Annotated in this window: 20 protein-coding genes and 1 riboswitch; of the genes, 16 read left to right on the top strand and 4 right to left on the bottom strand. The window is 57.0% G+C overall.

Annotated elements, in window-relative coordinates; all coding sequences use genetic code 11:
- Window positions 1-39 precede the first annotated feature (39 nt).
- The 4 genes from CE168_RS04900 to CE168_RS04885 form a co-directional block, all read right to left on the bottom strand.
- Window positions 40-1,083, bottom strand: a complete 1,044-nt coding sequence (locus tag CE168_RS04900; RefSeq protein WP_099571358.1) for a LacI family DNA-binding transcriptional regulator — start codon at window positions 1,081-1,083, stop codon at window positions 40-42.
- A gap of 102 nt (window positions 1,084-1,185) precedes the next feature.
- Window positions 1,186-1,551 (bottom strand): thiamine-binding protein, encoded by a 366-nt coding sequence (locus tag CE168_RS04895; protein ID WP_099571357.1) that lies wholly within the window; start codon window positions 1,549-1,551, stop codon window positions 1,186-1,188.
- Between the two features lie 67 nt (window positions 1,552-1,618).
- Window positions 1,619-2,461 carry a bifunctional hydroxymethylpyrimidine kinase/phosphomethylpyrimidine kinase gene (thiD, locus tag CE168_RS04890; RefSeq protein WP_099571356.1) on the bottom strand — a complete coding sequence of 281 codons (843 nt, stop codon included), beginning with the start codon at window positions 2,459-2,461 and terminating at the stop codon, window positions 1,619-1,621.
- 115 nt (window positions 2,462-2,576) lie between these two features.
- Window positions 2,577-3,446: a hydroxyethylthiazole kinase gene (locus CE168_RS04885; protein WP_099571355.1), complete on the bottom strand. Its 870-nt coding sequence runs from the start codon at window positions 3,444-3,446 to the stop codon at window positions 2,577-2,579.
- Window positions 3,437-3,545: riboswitch (TPP riboswitch) on the bottom strand. (Overlaps the previous gene by 10 nt.)
- A 409-nt stretch (window positions 3,546-3,954) precedes the next feature.
- Between CE168_RS04885 and CE168_RS04880 the strand changes: the two genes are divergently transcribed.
- From CE168_RS04880 to glnA, 16 genes are all read left to right on the top strand, one after another.
- On the top strand, window positions 3,955-5,430 hold the full coding sequence (locus tag CE168_RS04880) for a glycine--tRNA ligase (RefSeq protein ID WP_099571354.1): 1,476 nt from the start codon (window positions 3,955-3,957) through the stop codon (window positions 5,428-5,430).
- A gap of 29 nt (window positions 5,431-5,459) precedes the next feature.
- A complete protein-coding gene (dusB, locus tag CE168_RS04875) occupies window positions 5,460-6,689 on the top strand; it encodes a tRNA dihydrouridine synthase DusB (protein WP_099571353.1) in 1,230 nt (409 codons plus the stop codon).
- Window positions 6,690-6,863: 174 nt separating this feature from the next.
- Window positions 6,864-8,114, top strand: coding sequence for a cell division protein FtsZ (gene ftsZ, locus CE168_RS04870; RefSeq protein WP_180753397.1), 1,251 nt, complete (start codon window positions 6,864-6,866; stop codon window positions 8,112-8,114).
- Between the two features lie 30 nt (window positions 8,115-8,144).
- Window positions 8,145-8,624, top strand: coding sequence for a cell division protein SepF (locus tag CE168_RS04865; protein WP_099571352.1), 480 nt, complete (start codon window positions 8,145-8,147; stop codon window positions 8,622-8,624).
- 93 nt (window positions 8,625-8,717) lie between these two features.
- Window positions 8,718-8,999: a YggT family protein gene (locus tag CE168_RS04860; protein ID WP_099571351.1), complete on the top strand. Its 282-nt coding sequence runs from the start codon at window positions 8,718-8,720 to the stop codon at window positions 8,997-8,999.
- A gap of 108 nt (window positions 9,000-9,107) precedes the next feature.
- Window positions 9,108-10,700, top strand: coding sequence for a DivIVA domain-containing protein (locus tag CE168_RS04855; protein WP_099571350.1), 1,593 nt, complete (start codon window positions 9,108-9,110; stop codon window positions 10,698-10,700).
- A gap of 21 nt (window positions 10,701-10,721) precedes the next feature.
- The gene (locus CE168_RS04850) at window positions 10,722-11,270 is read left to right on the top strand and encodes a signal peptidase II (protein ID WP_099571507.1); all 549 of its coding nucleotides are present in this window, start codon (window positions 10,722-10,724) and stop codon (window positions 11,268-11,270) included.
- The gene (locus CE168_RS04845) at window positions 11,267-12,205 is read left to right on the top strand and encodes an RluA family pseudouridine synthase (protein ID WP_099571349.1); all 939 of its coding nucleotides are present in this window, start codon (window positions 11,267-11,269) and stop codon (window positions 12,203-12,205) included. Before CE168_RS04850 ends, CE168_RS04845 begins: the two co-directional genes overlap by 4 nt.
- 34 nt (window positions 12,206-12,239) lie before the next feature.
- Window positions 12,240-15,830, top strand: coding sequence for a DNA polymerase III subunit alpha (dnaE, locus tag CE168_RS04840; protein ID WP_099571348.1), 3,591 nt, complete (start codon window positions 12,240-12,242; stop codon window positions 15,828-15,830).
- A gap of 124 nt (window positions 15,831-15,954) precedes the next feature.
- The gene (hisD, locus tag CE168_RS04835) at window positions 15,955-17,337 is read left to right on the top strand and encodes a histidinol dehydrogenase (protein ID WP_180753720.1); all 1,383 of its coding nucleotides are present in this window, start codon (window positions 15,955-15,957) and stop codon (window positions 17,335-17,337) included.
- Window positions 17,334-18,509: a histidinol-phosphate transaminase gene (locus CE168_RS04830; protein ID WP_099571346.1), complete on the top strand. Its 1,176-nt coding sequence runs from the start codon at window positions 17,334-17,336 to the stop codon at window positions 18,507-18,509. Before hisD ends, CE168_RS04830 begins: the two co-directional genes overlap by 4 nt.
- Window positions 18,510-18,568: 59 nt before the next feature.
- A complete protein-coding gene (gene hisB, locus CE168_RS04825; protein WP_099571345.1) occupies window positions 18,569-19,168 on the top strand; it encodes an imidazoleglycerol-phosphate dehydratase HisB in 600 nt (199 codons plus the stop codon).
- The gene (locus CE168_RS04820; RefSeq protein WP_099571344.1) at window positions 19,168-19,941 is read left to right on the top strand and encodes a hypothetical protein; all 774 of its coding nucleotides are present in this window, start codon (window positions 19,168-19,170) and stop codon (window positions 19,939-19,941) included. Before hisB ends, CE168_RS04820 begins: the two co-directional genes overlap by 1 nt.
- Window positions 19,942-20,037: 96 nt before the next feature.
- Window positions 20,038-20,685 carry an imidazole glycerol phosphate synthase subunit HisH gene (hisH, locus tag CE168_RS04815; protein ID WP_099571343.1) on the top strand — a complete coding sequence of 216 codons (648 nt, stop codon included), beginning with the start codon at window positions 20,038-20,040 and terminating at the stop codon, window positions 20,683-20,685.
- Between the two features lie 126 nt (window positions 20,686-20,811).
- Complete coding sequence (gene priA, locus CE168_RS04810) at window positions 20,812-21,537, top strand: bifunctional 1-(5-phosphoribosyl)-5-((5-phosphoribosylamino)methylideneamino)imidazole-4-carboxamide isomerase/phosphoribosylanthranilate isomerase PriA (RefSeq protein WP_099571342.1); 726 nt, start codon at window positions 20,812-20,814, stop codon at window positions 21,535-21,537.
- 112 nt (window positions 21,538-21,649) lie between these two features.
- Entirely contained in the window at window positions 21,650-22,987 is a 1,338-nt protein-coding gene (glnA, locus tag CE168_RS04805) for a type I glutamate--ammonia ligase (protein WP_099571341.1), read from the top strand.
- Window positions 22,988-23,016: the final 29 nt, after the last annotated feature.

Below are 23,016 nucleotides of genomic sequence, written 5' to 3'. Positions count from 1 at the left end.
TGTCGAAAGACCTTCTTGCATGATCTCAAATCAAGGAAATCAGCTTCGGACTGACTCCTTTTCTATCAGCGCGCAATGAATTTTCGCGGGGATCGGCGAATCCAACGGTGGTAGGGTAGCGGTGGTGCTCGGCCAGAATGAGCAGTCGACGGGCTTGCGTTCGATCAGTGAAATCAGCTTGCAAGCGGCCCAATAACCCATCTCATAGTGGGGCAGCTCCACTGTGGTCAACTGCGGTTCCAGCGTTTCGGCAAACACGCGGTGGTTGTCGACGCCGACGATGGAAATATCCTTGCCGACAGTCAGTCCACGGCGTGCCGCGCATTCGTACACATACCACGCGCGCGCATCGTTGAAGCAGAAGAAACCGTCGGGATTGCGTTCGTCGAACAGCTTGTCGACGGCGCGCAACGCCGGGCCATTATGGAGTACATTGCATACCAACGAAGGATCGTAGGTAAAACCGGAATCCTGCAACGCTGCCTGATATCCGGCAAAACGACCATCCTGCGCAATCATGTTTTCGGAACATCCGATATAGGCGATCCTCTCGCAATCGGCTTGAATCAGCCGTTTTGTGGCATCGTAAGCGATTTGGAATTCGTCTGGCTCGATGCTGGGGATCTGGTTGTCGGCATCGGTGGCATCCACCATCACCACCGGATAATCGTCGAGGGATGCGGGCACGGTTGCAATGCGGTTCGACATCTTCGAATAGAAGAAACCATCCACGCCATACCGTTTCAATGTGGCGATTTCATTCTCTTCGCTTGCCTTGCCATCGGTGCTGACCGTGATGATCATATACCCGTAGGTGCTTGCCGCATCCTGCGCACCCAGAATGATGCCGCCTGCATACGGGGTGGTGGCGACTTCCTCGCTGATGAAGCCGAGAATTCGTGTGCGGCAAGTGCGTAGGCTGCGCGCCAGAGGATTGACCGTGTAGCCGAGTTCGTCAGCCTTCTCACGTATGAGTGCGGCCAACGGGGCTTTCACACGTCCCTCATCTCTGCCGTTAAGTACCAAGGAAACGGTGGAAATGGACACCCCTGCCGCTTCGGCAATTTCCTTCATCGTAGTCATGATCGCTACACTATACCTGAATCAATAAGAAAAGCGCGCCATTTCTTATAGATGACGCGCTTTTCGATTTTTTTACGACGATATAACAGTCTATTGCCGGATTTATTCCGACAGGATTTCATCCACAAGCGCCTGCTTGGCGTGAATCTGACCTTCGAAACCCGGACGAATATCGAGACGGATCACCACGTCGGTGCGATAGCCTTGGCCAGCCAGCTTCAGGGTGGCGTCACGAATCACCTTGAGCACGTCGTCGATATCGCCTTCGATGTTGGTGAACATGGCGTTGGTTTCGCTCGGCAATCCGGATTGGCGGATCACGTCGACCGCCTGCGCCACGTACGTGGACTTTTCAGGGCTTGCTCCAGCGGGGGAAATGGCGACTGCGGCAAGCGTGTTGATATACGGCTTGCCTGTTTCCGGATTGATCGGCACTTCCTGCTTTTCCGCATTGCGATCAAGGGTCATGTTCGTTCCTTTCGTTGCGTTCCTATCGACTTGATATGGCTTGGATTGGATGGTGCGAATTTGGCTGTCAGCGCCATTTCCAAGCGTGATCCATCGGTCCGGATCCGTGACCGAGGTCAAGCTGTGCCTCCAGGGCTCCCGTCAGATACAGTTTTGCCCTGTCGACGGCTTCCGGCAATGTTTCGCCAAGCGCCAGATGCGACGCGATCGCCGAAGACAGCGTGCATCCGGTGCCATGCGTGTTCGGATTGTTGATACGACGCGCGCGGAACCAAGTGACTTTACCGTTCGGCTCAACGAGCACATCACTGGCATCCTGCGTACCATGACCGCCCTTGACGAGCACCGCGCAGCCGAAATGGCCGGCGAGCATATGGCCTGCAGTCACCATGTCGTTCTCGCTGGAGATGCTCTCGCCATTCTCGTAGTCGATCGCGTCGGCACCCTGTTCGACGGCCAGCTCGCACAGCGCCTGGGTTTCCGGCATATTCGGCGTGATGACGGTGGCCAGCGGGAACAGCTTGGAAGTCAGTGCCGCAATCGCGTCATCTTCGATAAGCTTCGCGCCGGACGTTGCCACCATTACCGGATCAAGCACAATATTCGTGGCACCATGCGCAATCAGACGGTCGGCGATCACGTTGATGAGCTCCACGCTCGACACCATGCCAATCTTCACGGCGACCGGCGGAATATCTTCAAATACTGCGTCGATTTGCGCGGCGAGCATTTCCGGAGGAGTGTTCGTGACCATAGTCACGCCTGTGGTGTTCTGCGCGGTCAGTGCAGCGATGGCGGTCATGCCGAACACGCCATTGGCGATCATGGTTTTCAAATCCGCCTGAATGCCGGCACCACCGGAGGAATCCGATCCCGCGATGCTCAATACCGGTGGCAATGTGCTGGTCATGAATGACTCCTTACTTGCTCTTGCTTACTTGTGATCTGAAGTTTTGAAATACTCCGCATACGCAATTGCCGAACCCTGCATAACATGCCGCATAGTGTGCAGGGTTCGGCAAAGTCTAGTCGACGATGATTTCGGAGGCGGCGACTTCCTCGGCTGTGACGTTCCAAAGCGCGTCAAGCAGCGCTACTTGGAAGGACCCCGGGCCTGAAGATTTCGCTTCGGCGATTTCGGAAGCCCTGTTGTACAGCAGTGAAGCGGAAATCGCAGCTACCAACGGTTCCGCTACGGCCAAGTATGTTGCGGTAACGCCGCCAAGTGAGCAGCCGGCGCCGATGATCTTCGTCATCATCGCGCTGCCGCCTGGCAGACGGAACACATGCTCGCCGTTGGTCACCAGATCGACCGCTCCGGAAACGGCCACCGCACCAGCACCGGTGGGGGAGTGTTTGGCAAGATGACGAGCCACTCGTTTGGCTGCGTCAACAGCTGCATCGACCTCGTCCACAGCCTCCACGCCTGCCGGACGCGTGCCGGGAACGGTGGAATCGTTTTGTGCAAGACCCCACATCGCATCGAGTGCGATGATCTCGCTCGCATTGCCGCGCACGATGGTCGGCGGATAGGTGCGGAACGATTCGAGAATGGCGGTACGGGTTTTTCCGATGCCCGCGGCGACCGGGTCAAGCACCCACGTCTTGCCGTTCTTGTGTAGTTTGTAGGCGATTTCCGGCAGCGCATCTTTGAAGAACGGCAGCAACGTGCCCACATTGATGTAGTTCGATCCTGCGATTTCCGCGGTGTCGATTACATCGTCCGGTAGAAAGCTCATGGCGGCAGTGCCTCCGGCGGCAAGCTGCGCGTTGGCCACAAGATTCATCGTGACGAAATTGGTGAACGACTGCGCCAAAGGCGTGGTCGTTCGTACGTTGTTGACTGCCTGTGCAATCTGTTCACGCAACGTTGCCGAAAACGAGTTATCGCTCATTGTCTGCTCCCTACGTTGGTCCTAACCAACAGGTTCAAAGGGTCAGGCATTCGCCTATCTCAGCTCCCACTTTCGTCGGAAGCCCCCCTGCATGTACATAACGTATCCAACCTATACAAAGGCCCTGACACTGTACTACTGACGTGGATGCCTTGCTCGAGGTGATTCACATCTGTGGTTATGATCCAGCTTAAACAGCAGATAATTACATAGTTATTGTTGTTTAGATTCTGCTAAACCATGGATATGTAAATATGTGTATGGGGTTTGTACGGAGGCTTCTCGCTTATATATGGCAGTCCTCTCCGAAGAAAGGCCATATCGGGGGTGTGAAAATGGCCGGTTTGACTATTTGACCTACCATATATAAGCGAGAAGCCTCATGTCGAGATGTGGAATCTGCCATACGCAGGCGAGATACGACCCAATTGGGTGGCGTTCTGTCACCGCGTGAAGGTAGGCTTTGCGCTTGTAAAGACCCCAAACCGTTCAAACCAGAAGGTGCATTGTGGCTGTATCCAAACTCGATGAAGTCGTATCCCTCGCCAAGCGTCGTGGCTTTGTTTTCCCCGCCGGTGAAATCTACGGTGGAACCCGTTCCGCGTGGGATTACGGTCCGCTCGGCGTTGCGCTGAAAGACAATATCAAGCGCGAATGGTGGCGTTCCATGGTCGTCACCCGTGGCGACGTGGTGGGCGTTGACACGTCCATTATTCTTCCGCCGGCTGTGTGGGTGGCTTCCGGCCACGTGTCCGTGTTCAACGATCCGCTGATCGAATGCCTCAACTGCCACAAGCGCCACCGTGCGGATAAGCTTGAGGAATCCTATGCCGAAAAGCATGGCGACAAGCTGCCGGAAAACGGTCTCAAGGATATTGTGTGCCCGGATTGCGGCACCCGTGGCAACTGGACTGAACCGCGCGACTTCAACATGATGCTGCGCACCCACCTCGGACCGGTCGAAGACGAGAATTCGCTGCACTACCTGCGTCCGGAAACCGCGCAGGGCATTTTCGTGGACTTCAAGAACGTGATGACCTCTTCTCGTTCCAAGCCGCCGTTCGGCATCGCCAACATGGGCAAGTCCTTCCGTAATGAAATCACCCCGGGCAACTTCATCTTCCGTACCCGCGAGTTCGAACAGATGGAAATGGAATTCTTCGTGGCTCCGGGTACCGATGAGGAATGGCACCAGTACTGGATCGACGCACGCACCCAGTGGTACATCGATCTTGGCGTGAAACCGGAGAACCTGCGCCACTATGAGCATCCGAAGGAGAAGCTGGCCCACTATTCGAAGCGTACCGTCGACATTGAATACAAGTTCGGCTTCCAAGGATCCGATTGGGGTGAACTCGAAGGTGTGGCCAACCGTACTGACTTCGACCTTTCTGCACATGCCAAGCATTCCGGCGAGGACCTGAGCTACTTCAACCAGGCCACCGGCGAAAAGTACGTGCCGTACGTCATCGAGCCGGCCGCAGGCCTGACCCGCTCTCTCATGGCCTTCCTTGTTGATGCCTACGACGTTGACGAGGCGCCGAACACCAAGGGCGGCGTCGACAAGCGTACCGTGCTTCGTCTTGATCCGCGCCTGGCTCCGGTCAAGGCCGCAGTGCTGCCGTTGAGCAAGAAGCCGGAACTGCAGACCGTGGCACATGATCTGGCAGCCGACCTGCGTCAGCACGATTGGATGATCGACTACGACGAGGCCGGTGCGATCGGTCGTCGCTACCGTCGCGAAGACGAAATCGGCACCCCGCTGTGCATCACCGTCGACTTCGATACGCTCGACGATCAGGCCGTCACCATTCGTGAACGTGACACCATGCAGCAGGAGCGCGTCGCACTCGACAAGGTGGCCGATTACGTGTCTGCACGCATTGGCGAGAAGCATGTGCGCTACCCGCAGGTACCGGTCGAGATGGGCGGCGAGGCTTGGCCTGAGTCCGTCAAGATCGCCGAAGCCGGTGGCTTGTACTAAAACTGGTTACTGGTTACCATAGCGTTCTTATGCCAGATAGCATTGTGACTGCTTACGAGGAATCCGACGTGCTCGACCCGCGTACCGACGCGGTGAGGCCGTCGGTTCCTCCGGTTATTAAGCCTGTTGATTTAGGGTCGGTGCATGTTGAGACGCCGGTGGTGCTTTCGCCTATGGCGGGAGTGACCAACTGGCCGTTCCGCGTGATTTGCGAAAGCTACGGTCCTGACGGTCTGTACGTAGCTGAAATGATCACCGCGCGCGCGTTGGTTGCCCGCAATCCCAAAGCATTGCGGTTGTGTCATTTCGCTCCAAGCGAGAAGATTCGCTCGCTGCAACTGTATGGCGTGAATCCAGCAATCGTGGAACAGGCTGCGAAAATCGTCATCGACGAAAACATGGCCGACCACGTCGATCTGAATTTCGGATGCCCCGTACCCAAAGTGACCAGGCGTGGCGGCGGTTCGGCGTTGCCATGGAAGACGGATCTGTTCCGTGAGATTATCCAACGCGTGGTCAAGGTCTGTGATGCGGCCAATGTGCCTGTTACGGCGAAGATTCGTGTCGGCATCGACCACGAGCATGAGACGTTCCTTGAAGCCGGGCATATCGCGCAGGAGGAAGGTTGCAGGGCCGTTACCCTGCATGCGCGTACCACCGCCGAATATTACGGTGGGCATTCCGACTGGAGCAGAATCGGTGAACTGGTCGAAGCGCTAGATATTCCAGTGTTCGGCAACGGTGACATTTGGGGTGCGAACGATGCGCTTGCCATGGTTGCCGAAACCGGTTGCGCTGGTGTTGCGATCGGCCGTGGCTGTCAAGGCAGGCCGTGGCTGTTTGCCGATATCAAGAACGCGTTCGCCGGCTGCGACAAGCGTGTCGACCCTACATTGGGAGACGTGTGCCGTGTGGTTGAACGCCATGCGGAACTGTTGACCGAATTTTATGATGGCGACGAGCAGATGGCCGTGCATGATCTGCGTAAGCATATCGCGTGGTATCTCAAGGGATTCCCCGTTGGAGGCTCCACCCGTCGCGCTTTCATGGAATGTGAAAATCTTGAGGATGTCAGAACCGAAATAGGCAAGCTGGATCCCGACACCCGTTTCCCCGAACGAGTGGTCGACAAGCCAAGGGGGCGCGTGCGCTTCGCAAAGAAAGTGCATTTGCCCTACGGATGGTTGGAATCACGGGAAACGACGCATGATGAACGTCAGGCGCTGTTCGGCGATGATCCTATGGATGCCAGTTATTGAACATGACATGCTGATGTGGTTAAATCGTGTGGGGCGCCGAAAGAGGGTACATCTGAGGCGAAATGAACACGTTAGCAATAAAAAGTGAAAAAACGTCGTTACACACGGCGAAAAGCGCGCGTATTACGGCGTGTCTGCGATAAAGTTGTGCGTAAACGCGAGTGACAGGAGACTATGGTGAGCGAGATTGCCCAGACTGACAATTTCAACGACAAGACGAATATCAAGGTTGTCGGTGTTGGTGGAGCTGGCGGTAATGCCGTCAATCGCATGATTGCCGAGGGTCTTCAAAGTGTTGAATTTATTGCGATCAATACCGACGCGAAGGATCTGATGCGTTCCGACGCTGATGTCAAGATCTCCTTGAACGATGCCACCAGCCGTGGTCTTGGCGCCGGTGCCGACCCGGAGAAGGGCGCTAAAGCCGCTCAGGATCATCAGTCTGATATCGAGGAATCGCTCAAGGGCGCCGATATGGTGTTCGTGACCTGCGGTGAGGGTGGTGGCACCGGTACCGGCGCAAGCCCGATCGTAGCTCGTGCCGCACACCAGCAGGGTGCGTTGACCATTGCGGTGGTTACCCGTCCGTTCGGCTTTGAAGGTCCCCAGCGTGCGGCTTCCGCAGCACTTGGCATTGAGAATCTGCGCAAGGAAGTCGATGCACTGATTGTGATTCCGAACGATCGACTGCTTGAGCTTTCCGATCGCACCATTGGTATCGTCGACGCGTTCAAGACCGCCGACACTGCATTGCTGGCAGGTGTGCAGGGCATCACGGACCTGATTTCCTCCAATTCTTACATTCACGTCGACTTCAACGACGTCAACGCCATTCTGCGTGGCGCAGGCACCGCACTGTTCGGCATCGGTTCCGCCCGGGGCGAGGATCGCGCCACCCAGGCCGCCGAAATCGCCATCAGCTCTCCGCTGCTGGAAGAAAGCATCGAGGGTGCTCATGGCGCTTTGATCAACATCGCGGGTCCGTCCGACCTGAAGCTGCAGGAAGCGGCTGCCGCCACTCAGCTGGTGGGCAAGGCCATCCATCCGGAAGCGCAGATCATTTGGGGTCTTTCCCTCGACGACGCCTATGGCGACGAAGTGCGTGTCACTGTCATCGCCGCAGGCTTCGATGCCAACTCCAAGAAGGCCCCTCAGGCCGAGGCCCAGAAGCAGGCCGAGCCTGCGGAAGATACGATTCCGCTGTCGGCGCTGTCCGCGGCTCCGAGAGCTGCTGCTCCGAGGGCGGCGGCTCCGCAGCAGCCTCAGCTCATTCAGACTCCGGAAGCCCCGAAGGTGCAGCCGCTGTCCACTTATGTTCCGTCCACTCCGGAACCCGTCGTTCCGTCATTCGATCAGACCACCGAGCATGAAGTGGTGTCTTCGAACGACGCCGGCGATTTGGATATTCCGGATTTCCTGCGCTAAAAGCAACGCGAAGACGCGAAAGGATCGTTCATGGCAGGTTTTATGAAAAGCGCGATGTCCTATTTGGGCATGACCGACGTTGCCGAGGGTGACGAGGATTTTAACGAGGAGGCTGAGAGCGGCGAAACCTCGTTCGATTCCGATCATTCCGTGACCCCGATGGCTTCGACGCCTGCCGCGACGTCCGCACCGCGCGAGCAGACCAAAGCCAACCCGTTCCAAGGTGGAAGGGTGAGCCGTATCACCACGATTCACCCGAAGTCCTATGAGGATGCGCAGCTGGTCGGACGTGCCATTCGCGACGGCGTTCCGGTGGTGCTGAACCTAACTGGCGTTGCCGAGGCCGTGGCGTATCGTATTGTGGACTTTTCCGCGGGTGTGGTTTTCGGCGTGCGTGGCTCCATCGAACGTGTCACTCCGCGTGTGTTCCTGCTTAGCCCAGCTCAAGTGAATATCAAGGTTGAGGAACCGCAGGTGAATAGCTCGTCGCACGATTTGTTCGCCGACTGACGCAGACGAAAGCCATTGCGAAATCAGACTGCGTAAAGCCTCCATCACTCGTGATGGGGGCTTTGTTATGTTCTGTTGCTATGGTGGTGCTCCATGATTTTGACTTTGATCGGTAGCGTCGTTCACTTTCTGGTGAATGCCTACATTCTGGTGCTGTTCATTCGCATGATTCTCGATTGGATAGCTGTGTTGGCGTCGGCATGGCGTCCACGGGGGTTGGCGTCGTCGCTGATTGACGCGGTTTACCAGTTGACAGAGCCTCCACTGCGCTGGCTACGCCAATATATCCGCCCTATTCCAATGGGTCCTATTTATTTCGATGTGGCATTCATCGTTCTTTATTTCATTCTCATTGTTATTGATTTCCTCATTTAATGCATGTCAAATGCCGATTTTTCGCAAAAAATCGGTGGTTCCGTGCTAGAGTCAACAAATGAAAGCAACAACAGCAAGGCATCAAGCCCAAAGCGAGGTGTAAGATTTATGGCTCTGTTGACGCCGAAAGATATCAGAGAGCATACTTTCCGGACCGTAAGGTTGAAAGAGGGGTATGACGTCGACGAAGTCGACGATTTTCTCGATCAGGTAACCGAGACGGTGGAGGCTCTAGGCAAGCAGGCAGTCGCCAGCGGCCAGGCCACTCAGGCCCTCGGCCCGGATGTTGCGGGGCTCAACTCCAAGATTTCCGAGCTCAGCGCTCAGGTTCAGTCCCTGCAGCAGGAGAACGCGACATTGAAGTCCGCCTCCGAGCAGGCAGCCGGCGCTGGTGATCAGGCAGCTCAGGCAGCTCAGGTCGCAGCAGCCAAGCTTACCGAGGCTGAGGAAAGCAACCGTGCTCTGTCGGCTCAGAACGAACAGCTCAAGGATCAGGTGGATCGTCTGTCCGCACAGGTTGACCAGCTCACCGCGCAGTCGGCTGAAGCTGCCGGCCAGGCGGATTTGGGCGAACAGCTGACCTCCATGCAGCATGAGCGCGACGCATTCCGTGCGCAGACCGAAGACCTGTCCCGTCAGCTGGCTTCCGCCCAGCAGCAGGTTGTGGTGGCCCAGCAGCAGGCGGCTGAGATCCAGCAGCTCAATGCAAGGCTTGAAGAGGCTCAGGAGCAGGTCGCCCAAGCTCAGCAGCTCACGCAGCAGCATGCGGCACAGTCCCAGCAGCAGGATGAGCGTGCCCAGCAGCAGGCCGCGCAGATTCAGCAGCTTGCACAGCAGCTGCAGGAATCGCAGCAGCGTGAAGCCCAGCTGCGCGAGCAGGTCGCCAAGGTCGAGCCGAGCACCGAAACCGGAAGCCTGCAGAAGATCGCAGGAGCCGCAGCCACCGCTAATACGGAGCCGGAGCGCGCCACCGCCATGCTGACCTTGGCCATGCAGCTGCACGACCAGTATGTCGACAAGGGCAAGGCCAAGGCCAAGGAAATTACCGACGAGTCCCAGCGCAAGTACGATGAGCTCATCGGCAATGCCAACGACTACTCCAACCGTACTCGTTTCGAGGCTGACAACTATTCCGAAAGCACCCGTTCCGATGCTGATCAGTATTCGGCCGACACCCGTGCCAAGGCTGATGGTTACCTGAACCAGAAGACTCAGGAAGGCGACGCGTACTTGGCCAAGCGTGCCCAAGAAGGCGATGACTACCTAGCACAGCGCACTCAGGAGGGTAACGCCTACTTGGATCAGAAGACCCAGGAAGGCGATGCTTATCTTGCGCAGAAGACCCAGGATGGTGATGCTTATCTGGATCAGAAGACTCAGGAGGGCGATGCCTACCTTGTACAGAAGACCCAGGATGGCGATACCTACTTCTCCACGAAGCACAACGAAGCCGACGAGTACGAGTCCGAAGTGCAGAAGCGTGCCTTCGACTACGATTCGAAGACCCGTACCGCAGCCGACGATTATGCTCAGCAGGTCCGCGACAATCTCGAAGCGCAGACCAAGGTCATCGAAGGTAACATTCAGGGCCTCAAGCAGTTCGAAACCGAATACCGCGCGCGTCTTACCGAATTCCTCGGACAGCTCGTGTCGCAGGTGTCCGACACGAACAACTATGATCAGGATTCCCAGAACGACTGAGATTAGGCTGTGTCTGACATCATGACAAATGATCAAAGACGGCTGCGCACTCGCGTGGCCGTCTTTGCGTGTATCGCCGTTGCGGCGCTGGTACTTGATCAGATCACCAAGGCATGGGCGCAGTCGGCGCTTGCCGACGGGCATACGGTACGTGTGGTTCCGGGAATGCTTTCATTCACGTTGGTGCATAATCCGGGCGCGTCCTTGGGTATGGGATCCAACATGACGTGGTTGATTTCCCTGCTTGCCATTGTGGCTTGCGTGGCGCTGGTGGTACTGGAGATCCGTACCATTTCCATGAAATGGACGGTGGTGTTCGCTCTTGCATTCGCCGGAGCGTTAGGCAATCTCATCGACCGCGTTGCATATGCCGAAGGTTTCCTCAACGGCAAAGTCGTCGACTTCCTCAACTACGGATGGTCGGTCGGCAATGTTGCTGACATTTTCCTGATGGTGGCGGGCGTTGCCGCAGTTGCATTGCTGCTCGTAGGAGAACCGTTCAGTCAGAAGGAACTTGACGAACGGAACAAGGAACAGATGGAACGGACGGCTGGAGAGAAGAGCACATGAGCCGTCTTGTTCCCGCACCCGACGCGCTTGTCGGCAAACGTTTCGATGTCGCCGTTGCCAAAATGCTGGGCATTTCCCGTGCCAAGGCAGCGGAACTCATCGAAAGCGGGCAGGCGCGTGTACTTGGCCGTGACATTTCCAAATCGTCGACTCTGCAATCAGGCGAAACCGTGGAATTCGATATCGTCGAGGAACGAACCGATCCTGAACCGATCGCGCATGATATGGCCGTGGTCTATGAAGACGACGATGTGGTGGTGGTTGACAAACCGGTGGGTGTGGCGGCTCATGCTTCCGTCGGCTGGACCGGTCCGACGGTGCTCGGCAGTCTGCTCGACAGGGGAGTGCACATCACTTCTTATGGCGCTGCAGGGCGTCAAGGCATCGTATCCCGCCTCGACGTGGGCACATCCGGATTGATGCTCGTATGCAAGTCCGATCTCGCCTATGTGGAAATGCGCAGACAATTCGCCGAACATGAAGTCGTAAAAACCTATCATGCGCTCGTGCAAGGCAATCTCAAGGAAAACAAAGCAACCATCGAAGCACCGATCGGTCGCGCCAAAGTCTCCGATTTTCGTTTTTGCGTGACTCCTGCCGGCAAAGAGGCCATTACCCATTGGGATGTGATGGAACGTTTCGGTGAGGCGACACTAGTTTCCGTGAACCTTGAAACCGGGCGTACGCATCAGATTCGCGTGCATTTCTCATCCATCGGGCATCCGCTTGCCGGAGACGCCATGTATGGCGCCAATCCGCAACTGAGCGAAACGTTAGGACTGGAACGGCAGTGGCTGCACGCGATGCAACTCGAATTCCGCCATCCGCGAACCCGTGTCTGGACTACGGTGAAATCACATTACCCAGCTGATCTGGAGCATGCGCTTGATGTGATGCGCGACAGACACGACACACAAGACAAGCCCGAAGCGTGAGCGCACGTCACCAATCACCGGTAGATTGGAACGCATGGCTACTTCCGGAAATTTCGTACAACTGCATAATCACACGCATTATTCGCTGCTTGACGGCGCATCGAAAATTCCGGATCTGGTCAAGCGTGCCAAAGAACTCAATATGCCCGCCGTCGGCATCACCGACCATGGCAACATGCATGGTGCATACGAAATGTGGAGCACCGCGGTCAAAGAGGGCGTCAAACCGATCATCGGCATCGAAGCGTATGTGACGCCGGAAACCGCGCGACAGGACCAAACCCGCGTCAGCTGGGACACCAACTGGAATCCCGATATCGATCCGCAGCATCGCCGGCGCAACCCTAACGACGTATCCGGCGGCGGCCTGATCACCCACCTTACGATGTGGGCCGAAACCGACGAAGGCCTCGTCAATCTTATGAAAGCGTCCACCGACGCAAATCTTGAGGGACGTGTCATGCGATACCCTCGAATGGATAAGGAAATCCTTGCCAAATATTCCAAAGGCATCATCGCATCTTCCGGATGCCCGTCAGGAATCATCCAAACGCGACTGCTGCTCGGCCAATTCGACGAAGCATTGCGTGCTGCAGGGGAATTACAGGATATTTTCGGACGCGACAATTTTTATATCGAATTCATGGACCACGGTCTGAAAATCGAAAAGCAAGTGACCGACGGTCTGCTGGACATTGCGAAAAAACTGAACGCGCCGCTGCTTGCCACCAACGATTCGCATTACGTGCGTGCCGAAGACGCGGGCTCGCAGGACGCCATGCTGTGCATCAACTCGGGTTCCACGTTGGACGAGCCGGGACGATTCAAATTCGACGGAACCGGCTACTACCTGAAATCTGCCGAAGAAATGCGCGAACTGTTCAAAGACATTCCCGAAGCGTGTGACAACACGTTGGAAATCGCCGAACGCTGCAATGTCATGTTCGACGATCATGAGGACGGCGCGTTCATGCCGCAATTCGACTGCCCGGAAGGCTGGGACGAGACCTCGCTGTTCCTGCGAAAAGTCGAGGAAGGCTTGGAACAGCGCTATGACGGTCATCCGCCGATCGAAGTGCTTAAGCAGGCCGATTACGAATGCGGTGTGATCTGCCAGATGCAGTTCTGCGGATACTTCCTCGTGGTGGCCGACTACATCAACTGGGCCAAATCGCATGGCGTGATGGTGGGGCCGGGCCGTGGATCCGCGGCAGGAGCCATGGTGGCGTACGCCATGGGCATCACCGAACTCGACCCGATTAAACATGGTCTGATCTTCGAACGATTCCTTAATCCGGAACGTGTGTCACTACCTGATATCGACGTCGATTTCGATCCGGATGGCCGCGGCCGAGTGCTTGATTACGTCGGCGACAAGTACGGTCGAGACAAGGTCGCGCAATGTGTGATCTATGGCACCATCAAAACCAAGCAGGCGCTGAAGGATTCCGCGCGAATCATGGGCTACGAATTCTCCATGGGCGAGCGTATCACCAAGGCGTTGCCGCCGGCGCAGACGGGTGGCAAGGATATTCCGTTGCGCGATATTTTCGAGCCGACGTCGAAACGTTATGCGGAGGCTCGTGAATTCCGTGAATTGTATGATTCCGATCCGGATGCGAAGCGTGTTACGGATGAGGCGATGGGTATTGAGGGGTTGATTCGTCAGACCGGCGTGCATGCGTGCGCCACGATCATGGGTAGCGAGCCGATTTCGAATACGTCGCCGCTGCTGGAACGTACCGATGGTACGGTTACGACCACGTTGGAATATCATACGTGTGAAACGCTTGGTTTGGTCAAGATGGATTTTCTTGGTCTTTCCAACTTAACGGTTATTCGCGATACGTTGAATAATATCGAGGCGAATGGCAAGGAGCGTATCGACCATACGAAGATTCCGTTGGATGACCGTGCCACGTACGATCTGTTGTCGCGAGGTGACACGCTTGGTGTGTTCCAGTTGGATTCCGATGGTATGCGTTCGTTGCTGAAAACGTTGAAGCCGAATAACTTCAACGATATTTCCGCATTGATCGCGTTGTATCGTCCTGGTCCGATGGATATGGATTCGCATACGAATTATGCGAAGCGTAAGAATGGTTTGCAGAAGATCACGCCGATTCATCCTGAGGTGGCTGAGCCGCTGAAGGAGGTGCTTGATGAGACGTATGGTCTGATTGTGTACCAGGAGCAGGTACAGTCGGCTGCGCGTATTTTGGCTGGTTATTCGTTGGGCAAGGCAGATGTGCTTCGTCGAGCGATGGGTAAGAAGAAGCCTGAGGTACTGGCCAAGGAGAAGGTGCCGTTCTTCGCGGGCATGAAGGAGCATGGGTATTCTCAGGAGGCGGCTCAGGCCGTGTGGGATATTTTGGTGCCGTTCTCAGGCTACGCGTTCAATAAGGCGCATTCGGCCGCATACGGTTTGATTTCGTATTGGACCGCGTATTTGAAGACGCACTATCCGGTGGAGTTCATGGCGGCTTTGCTGCAGGGTGCGAGCACGAACAAAGATAAGACCGCGTTGTATTTGGGTGAGGCTCGCCGCATGGGCATTCAGGTGTTGTCGCCTGATGTGAACGAGTCGGTGTATGAGTATTCCGCTGTTGGCGATGTGGTGCGTTTTGGTCTTGGCGCCATTCGTAACGTTGGCAAGGCTGCGGTTGATGCGATCGTCAAGGAACGTGACGGCAGTCATGGCAAGTATGTGAATTTCCCTGATTTCATCAAGCGTGTGCCGATGGAGGCATTGAATCGTCGATTGGTTGAATCGTTGATCAAGGCCGGTGCGTTTGATTCGATTGATCCGAACCGTCGTGCGTTGTTTACGATTCATGAGGCTGCGATCAATTCGGTGGTCGGTTTGAAGCGTAAGCAGGCTGAGGGCCAGTTTGATTTGTTCGCCGATTTGGAGGATTCCGGCGAAGATGATGCCGGCATGGGTGATGCCATGGTGAACGTGCCTGACGTGGAGGAGTGGGATAAGAAAACCAAGTTGAATTTCGAGCGTGAAATGCTTGGTTTGTATGTGTCCGACCATCCGTTGAGCGGCATGCAGTCGATTCTGGCGTCGTTGTGTGAAATGTCGATCGCGCATCTGATTGATCGTGCCGCAAATATGCCTGACGGTCAGCAGGTGACGGTGGCGGGCTTGATCACGAATGTGGATCGTCGCGTGTCGAAGAAGGGTAATCCTTGGGCGATTGTGACGATTGAGGATTTGGAAAGCTCCATCCAGTGCATGTTCTTCGGCAAGGTATACGAGGCCGCCGCTCCCGAACTGGCAGTCGATACGGTGGTGCAGATCCGTGGACAGGTCGAAAAACGCGATGAGACGGTGAGCATGCGTGCCACGGAATTCAACGTGCCGACGTTGGAGGCGCAAGATGAGAAGCCGGTGACGATTATGCTGCCGCCGATCGCGCTTGACCAATCGCATGTGCAGCAGTTGGGGCAGATTCTCTCGAATCATCCTGGACCCTGCGAAGTGAAGCTCGCATTGATGGACGATAAGGGCAACGCCAAGGTACTGACGTTCGGCGACCGTTTCCGCGTGCGCCGCGACACGAGTCTGTTCGCTGAAATCAAAATCCTTTTCGGTCCCAGTTCTCTGCCTTTGGGCTGACCGGTCGTGGGGATGATGCCGAAAGTTCAGCCGAATATCTCACTATGCGGCTGAACTTGAGACGTGCAGGCGTTCTCGTGACATTACGTTGTTACCATGGGGCGTTATGAGCGAAGAAAACTATATGCGAATCATTGACCTGCGCGGCAAGAAGTTGACCCGAGCTGAAATGCTGGAGGCTATGCCCCGCGCCGAGATGGGCACCAACGAGGCGACCGATCTCGTGCAGCCCATTCTTGACGATGTGAAGGCCCGCGGTGCTGCGGCCCTGCGTGACTTCGCGGAGAAATTCGACCATATCCGTCCGGAGAATCTGCGCGTGCCGGTGGAAGCCATGAAGGCCGCCGTCGACGAGTTGGATCCGGAAGTGCGTGCCGCCATCGAAGAGTCCGTGCGTCGTTCCCGCGCCGTGTCCGCTTCCCAGGTGCCGGCACCGTTCCACACCGATCTGGCTGAGGGTGCCCGCGTTTCCGAACGTTGGATTCCGGTGCAGCGTGTCGGTCTGTATGTGCCTGGAGGCAAGGCTGTCTACCCAAGCTCCGTTATCATGAACGTGGTTCCGGCACAGGCCGCCGGCGTGGAATCTCTCGCCATCGCAACCCCGCCGAGCCGTAACAATGCCGATGGTCTGCCTGACAAGACCATTCTCGCCACCTGCGCCATTCTTGGCGTTGATGAAGTGTATGCGGTCGGCGGCGCTCAGGCCGTGGCCATGTTCGCCTACGGTGCCAAGGGTTCCGAACCGCAGGACGGTGAGATCCTGTGCGATCCGGTCGACAAGATCACCGGTCCTGGCAACATTTTCGTCGCTACCGCCAAGCGTATGGTGTCGGGCATTGTCGGCATCGACGCCGTGGCAGGACCGACCGAAATCGCCATCATCGCAGACAAGGGCGCCAATCCGAGCTGGCTGGCCGCCGATCTGATCGGCCAAGCCGAGCATGACGAACTCGCCGGTTCCGTGCTCATCACCGACAGCGAAGAGATCGCCGAACAGGTGCAGGAGGATCTCAAGTACCGCGTGCCTCGCACCGAGCATTCCGAGCGTGTGAACACGTCGCTGCGTGGTCGTCAGTCCGGCATCATCCTCACCGATGGCATCGAACAGTCCATCGACGCGGCCAACGCGTATGCCGCCGAACACCTTGAGGTCCAGACCTCCGACCCGGATGCCGTGATCGCCAAGATCCGCAACGCCGGTGCCGTCTTCCGTGGCCCGTATTCTCCGGTGCCGCTGGGCGACTACATGTCCGGCTCCAACCATGTGCTGCCGACCTCCGGCACTGCACGTTTCGCCTCCGGCCTGGGCGTGCACACCTTCATGAAGCCGGTCGAAGTCATCGAATACGACGAGCAGGGCCTGAAGACCCTCGCTGCTCGCGTGAACGCCTTCGCCGTTTCGGAAGATCTGCCGGCACACGGCGAAAGCGTGCTGAGCCGCTTCATCGACGATCCGTACAACAAGGAAACCATCAAGGAACAGGAAGAGCAGGCAGGCCTTCGATGAGTGAGACTTCCAGCAACGCCATTCCGGCATATCTCCCGCTGCGTAACGATCTGATCGGCGAAGAGCCGTACGGTGCGCCGCAATTGGACGTGCCTGTATGCCTCAACGTCAACGAGAACCCGTATGCGCCGGAACCGGCAGTGGTCGAAACCATCGCGCAGCGAGTCAAGGAGATCGCCCCGTCGCTCAACCGTTACCCGGATCGTGAGCATATCGCGTTGCGTCAGGCGTTCTGCGACTATCTCGAACGCGAGTCCGGCGTTAAGATGGAAGTCGACCAGCTGTGGGGCGCCAACGGGTCCAACGAGATCATGCTGCAGCTGTTCCAGGCTTTCGGCGGTCCAGGGCGCATTGCGCTCGGTTGCGATCCGACGTATTCGATGTATCCGGAATATGCTCGCGACACGTTCACCACGTGGAAGCTTGCGCACCGCAACGAGGATTTCTCACTGAACGTCGACGCCACCATCAAAGCGATCGAAGACGTCAAGCCGGCCATGATCGTGCTCACCAGCCCGAACAATCCGACCGGCACCCCGCTGAAGATGGACGATCTCAAGCGTGTGCTCGACGCCGCCAAAACCGCTGAAGTCGAAGGTGCCGCCGAGGGCGTGCATCCGGTGGTCGTAGTGGACGAAGCCTACATCGAATTCCGTGATCCGGGCACGCCCACCGCGCTCGAACTCATCGACGAGTATGAGAATCTCGCCGTGAGCCGAACCATGAGCAAGGCGTTCGCCTTCGCAGGCGCACGAGTCGGCTATCTGGCCGCCAACAAGGGCATCATCGACTGCGTGCGCATCGTGCGCATGCCGTACCACCTGTCGGCCGTCACCCAGGCAGCCGCGCTTGCCGCATTCGAACATACCGACGAGCAGCTCAGCCGTGTGGCACACCTGCGTGACATTCGCAATCAGACCGCAGCGTGGCTCAAGGAACAAACCTACAAGGGACAGCCGCTCGAAGTGGCCGAAACACAGTCCAACTTCATCCTGTTTGGCGGTCATTTCGACGATCGCAGCCGCATCTTCGACGAACTGCTCAAGCGTGGCGTGCTCATCCGCACCGTCGGCCCTGACGGCTGGATGCGCGTATGCATGGGCACCGACGAGGAAATGGCGCGTTTCCGCGAAGCATTGGTCGAAGTGCTGCGTATTGTGGAACAGGACTGAAATACATACGTAAAAACTGCACCAAAGCAGGATCGAGCATTTTCAAAAGGAGTCGCAACATGGCGCGTACCGCAACCATCGTTCGTGAAACCAGCGAATCCAAAGTCGAACTGAGCCTGAATCTCGACGGCACAGGCAAAACCGACATCGACACTTCGGTGCCGTTCTACAACCATATGATGACGGCACTCGGCAAGCATTCACTGATCGACCTGACTATCAAAGCCACCGGTGACACCGACATCGACGCGCACCACACCGTCGAAGACATTGCCATCGTATTCGGCGAGGCGTTGAAACAGGCGTTGGGTGACAAGCGTGGCATCTGTCGTTTTGCCGACGCCACCGTGCCGTTGGATGAGGCGCTCGCCAAGGCTGTGGTCGATATTTCCGGACGCCCGTACTGCGTGTGCACCGGAGAGCCGGAAGGCTTCGAATACTGCATGATCGGCGGCCATTTCACTGGCTCCCTCGTGCGTCACGTTATGGAATCCATCGCCATGCATGCCGGAATCTGCCTGCATCTGCAGGTGATCTCTGGCCGTGATCCGCACCACATCGCCGAAGCCGAGTTCAAGGCCTTGGCGCGTGCGCTGCGTTTCGCCATCGAGCCGGATCCACGTGTCGATGGTATTCCGAGCACGAAGGGCGCTCTGTGATGAGCGACGATCGAAATAACGATTTCGACGATTTCCAAGGATTCGACGAATCCAACGATTTCGGCGATCCCAACGCTAACGGCATGCATTTCAGCGAAGAGGAATTGGAAGCGGCTATGTCCGGCTTCGAGCAGGAATTCAAAGATGCCGAGGCAAGCAAGAATGAGCGGACGGACAATCCGCCATCTAAAGCTCTCGATTCCTCCGAAGCTTCCGATGATGCGGAATCCTCCGAATCCTCGGGAATCGACGACATGCTCAACGCGGCTGAGGATTCGTTGAAATTCGAAGACGAGCTGCAGGGACTGCTTGGCAATCGTGCGAAAGTGGCTGTGATCATCACCAGACTGACCTCGCCACGATTGCTGGCGGCATTCTGCGAATTGTCCGATATTTCCGCACAATGCATCGGATCGGCGCAAGGTGCTGTCGCGGTGCTGCGCAATCTCGACGGAGACGGTCCGGAAGCGGCGGTCAAAGACATGACGATCGTCGTTGCCGGCATGCCCGCGATTCTTGCCGTCAACCGTGCGGACAAGCTCGAAGCGACGATGTACGTGGAAGGCAAGGCGGGCAAAACCTTCGCTCCGCCGGTGCTATTCACCTCCACTGCGCCGTTCGTTGAAGATCTCATGCTTGGCATCACCGATATGAACGCGCTGGAACAGGCGGATATGACCATTTTCGATTCCGCCGACCTCGATCGGGATGCAGCGATGAGCATTATCGCCGAGCATACGCGGTTCGGACGCGGCGCATCAAGCATCAGTTAACGACGGCAAACGTGAGTCATCCTGCCGAACATGCGTTACGCGACACAAGACGACTCACGCCATAGAACAACGAATGACACAAGAAGGAGAACGCCCATGACATCCGTGGTGGTTTTCGATTATGGTTTCGGCAACGTGCGTTCCATGGTTCGTGCGCTGGCCAATCTCAACCTTGACGTGACCCTCACTTCCGACCATCGGCAGGCCTTGGAAGCCGACGGTCTGGTAGTGCCCGGCGTGGGCGCTTTCGGTGCATGCATGGAAGGTCTCAAGTCGGTGGGCGGAGACACCGTGATCAAAGATCGTCTGCGTGCCGGGCGACCGGTGCTCGGTGTGTGCGTGGGCGAACAGATCATGTTCGAACGTGGTATGGAACACGGCGCCGGCACTCCGGGCCTTGGTCTGATCAAGGGCGACGTGGAACTGCTTGACGCCGATGTGGTGCCGCACATGGGATGGGACACCGTCGAGGCACCGGAAGGTTCCGTGCTCATGAAGGGTGTGGAAGGTGAACGTTTCTACTTCGTACATTCCTTCGCCGCGATGAACGCCGCTCCTGCCGACATGTCCGGCGACCAGCTTGATTTCGGTGACGCCGAGGAGCGCGTGACCTGGTGCACGTACGGACGCAGCCGTTTCGTGGCGGCCTACGAGCGTGGTCCGCTGTTCGCCACGCAGTTCCACCCCGAAAAGTCCGCCGAAGCGGGCTCGCAGCTGCTGCGCAATTGGATTGCGACGTTCTGATGATATGAGATCGTCATCGCCTGTTTCGACGTTGACTTCATATATACGATTGATGCACGCTTATTTGATGCACATACTTGCGATTGCCATGTAATGGCGATCGGTTGATCACAGAGAGGTACAGACATGTCTTTGACATTGCTTCCCGCCGTCGATGTTCGTGATGGTAAGGCCGTTCGCCTGCGTCAGGGTGAATCCGGTTCGGAAACCGACTACGGTTCGCCGTTGGAGGCCGCTCGCACGTGGGCTGAGTCCGGTGCGGAATGGATTCACCTGGTCGATCTTGACGCCGCGTTCGGCACGGGCAACAACCGTGACCAGCTGCGTGCCATCGTCAAGGAACTGGGCGACAAGGTCAATATTGAAATGTCCGGCGGTGTACGCGACGATGCATCGCTCGATGCGGCCTTGGAAGCAGGAGCAGCCCGTGTGAACATTGGCACGGCCGCTCTTGAGAATCCGGATTGGACCGCTTCCGTCATCAAGAAGTACGGTGATCGCGTGGCAGTCGGCCTCGATGTGCGCGGCCACACCCTCGCGGCACGCGGATGGGTGAAGGAAGGCGGCGACCTGTTCGAAACCATGGCGTTTCTGGATTCCGTCGGCTGCTCCCGTTACGTGGTCACCGATGTGGCCCGCGACGGCATGATGAGCGGCCCGAACATCGACCTGCTGCGTGAAGTCGCGGAACGTACTGATGCGAAGGTCACCGCGTCCGGCGGTATTTCCAAGCTCGATGACCTGCGTGCCATCAAGGAGCTCGCCGATTTGGGCGTGGACTCCGCCATTCTCGGCAAGTCGCTGTACGCATGCGCTTTCACCTTGGAAGAGGCTCTTGAAGTCGCACGCTGAACATTGTTCGACAAGCCAATGATGATAGGACCGTCTACAACGTGGACGGTCTCGTCGTATTGCGGCGCGTGTTAACGACTTTCGTAACATGCGCATGGAACGATGGGGCACTATGGATAAACAGCAAGAGTTTGCTTTGCGCACAGTCGAAGAACGCGACGTGCGCTTCATTCGTTTGTGGTTCACGGATGTGTTGGGAACATTGAAGTCCGTGGCTATCGCACCGGCTGAATTGGAAGCTGCGTTCGAGGAAGGGCTCGGATTCGACGGTTCCGCGGTGGAAGGCCTCACCCGTGTGTCCGAAGACGATATGATCGTCAAACCCGATCCGTCGACATTCCAGATTTTGCCGTGGCGTGGCGGCCCGCAGGGCACCGCGCGCATGTTCTGCGACGTGCTTACCCCTGATGGCGAGCCGTCGTTGGGCGATCCGCGGCATGTGCTGAAGCAGGCTCTGTCGAAAGCCAAGGAAAAGGGCTTCACCTTCTACGTGCATCCGGAAATCGAATTCTATCTGTTCGAAAGGCAGGATGATTGGTCCCAGACGCCGACTCCGATTGACGAGGGCGGCTATTTCGATCATGTGCCGCGCAGCCCTGGCATGGACTTCCGCCGTGCCACCGTCAACATGCTCGAACAGATGGGCATCTCGGTGGAATACTCGCACCATGAGGCGGGTCCAGGCCAGAACGAGATCGATCTGCGTTATGCGGACGCGCTTACCACGGCCGACAACATCATGACCTTCCGCACCGTCGTCAAGGAGATTTCGCTGGAGCGCGGCATTCATGCCAGCTTCATGCCGAAACCGCTTTCCGACGCTCCGGGCTCCGGCATGCATACGCATTTAAGCCTGTTCGAAGGTGACTCCAACGCGTTCTATGAGGCGGGTCAGGAATTCAACATGTCCGTCACCGCACGCCAGTTCGCCGCCGGCATTCTGTACCATGCGGCTGAAATCTGCGCCGTCACCGACCAGTATGTCAACTCCTACAAGCGCTTGTGGGGCGGCAATGAGGCTCCAAGCTACATCTGCTGGGGACACAACAACCGTTCCGCGTTGCTGCGTATTCCGCAGTACAAGCCAGGCAAGGGCAATTCCGCCCGCATGGAATTCCGTGCGCTCGATCCGGTCGCCAATCCGTACCTCGCATACTCCGTGCTTTTGGCCGCGGGGCTCGATGGCATCGACAAGCAGATGCAGTTGGGCGAGCCGACCAGCGATGACGTCTGGGAGCTTACTGATGCGGAACGGCAGGCCATGGGCATCCAGCCGCTGCCGGAGTCTCTTGACGAGGCGTTGAAGGTTATGGAGAAGTCCGACTTCGTGGCCAGCGTGCTCGGCGAGCACGCGTTCGAATACTTCCTGCGCAACAAGCGTCAGGAATGGGAGGAGTATCGCAAGCAGGTCACTCCGTTCGAACTGAAGAAGTACTTGCCGAGGCTGTAACGGTTTCCCATAATCGAAAATCGCATATC

The organism is Bifidobacterium sp. N5G01 (genome assembly GCF_002742425.1).
Lineage (GTDB): Bacteria > Actinomycetota > Actinomycetes > Actinomycetales > Bifidobacteriaceae > Bifidobacterium > Bifidobacterium hominis.
This window is presented reverse-complemented; position numbering and strand designations above follow the sequence as displayed.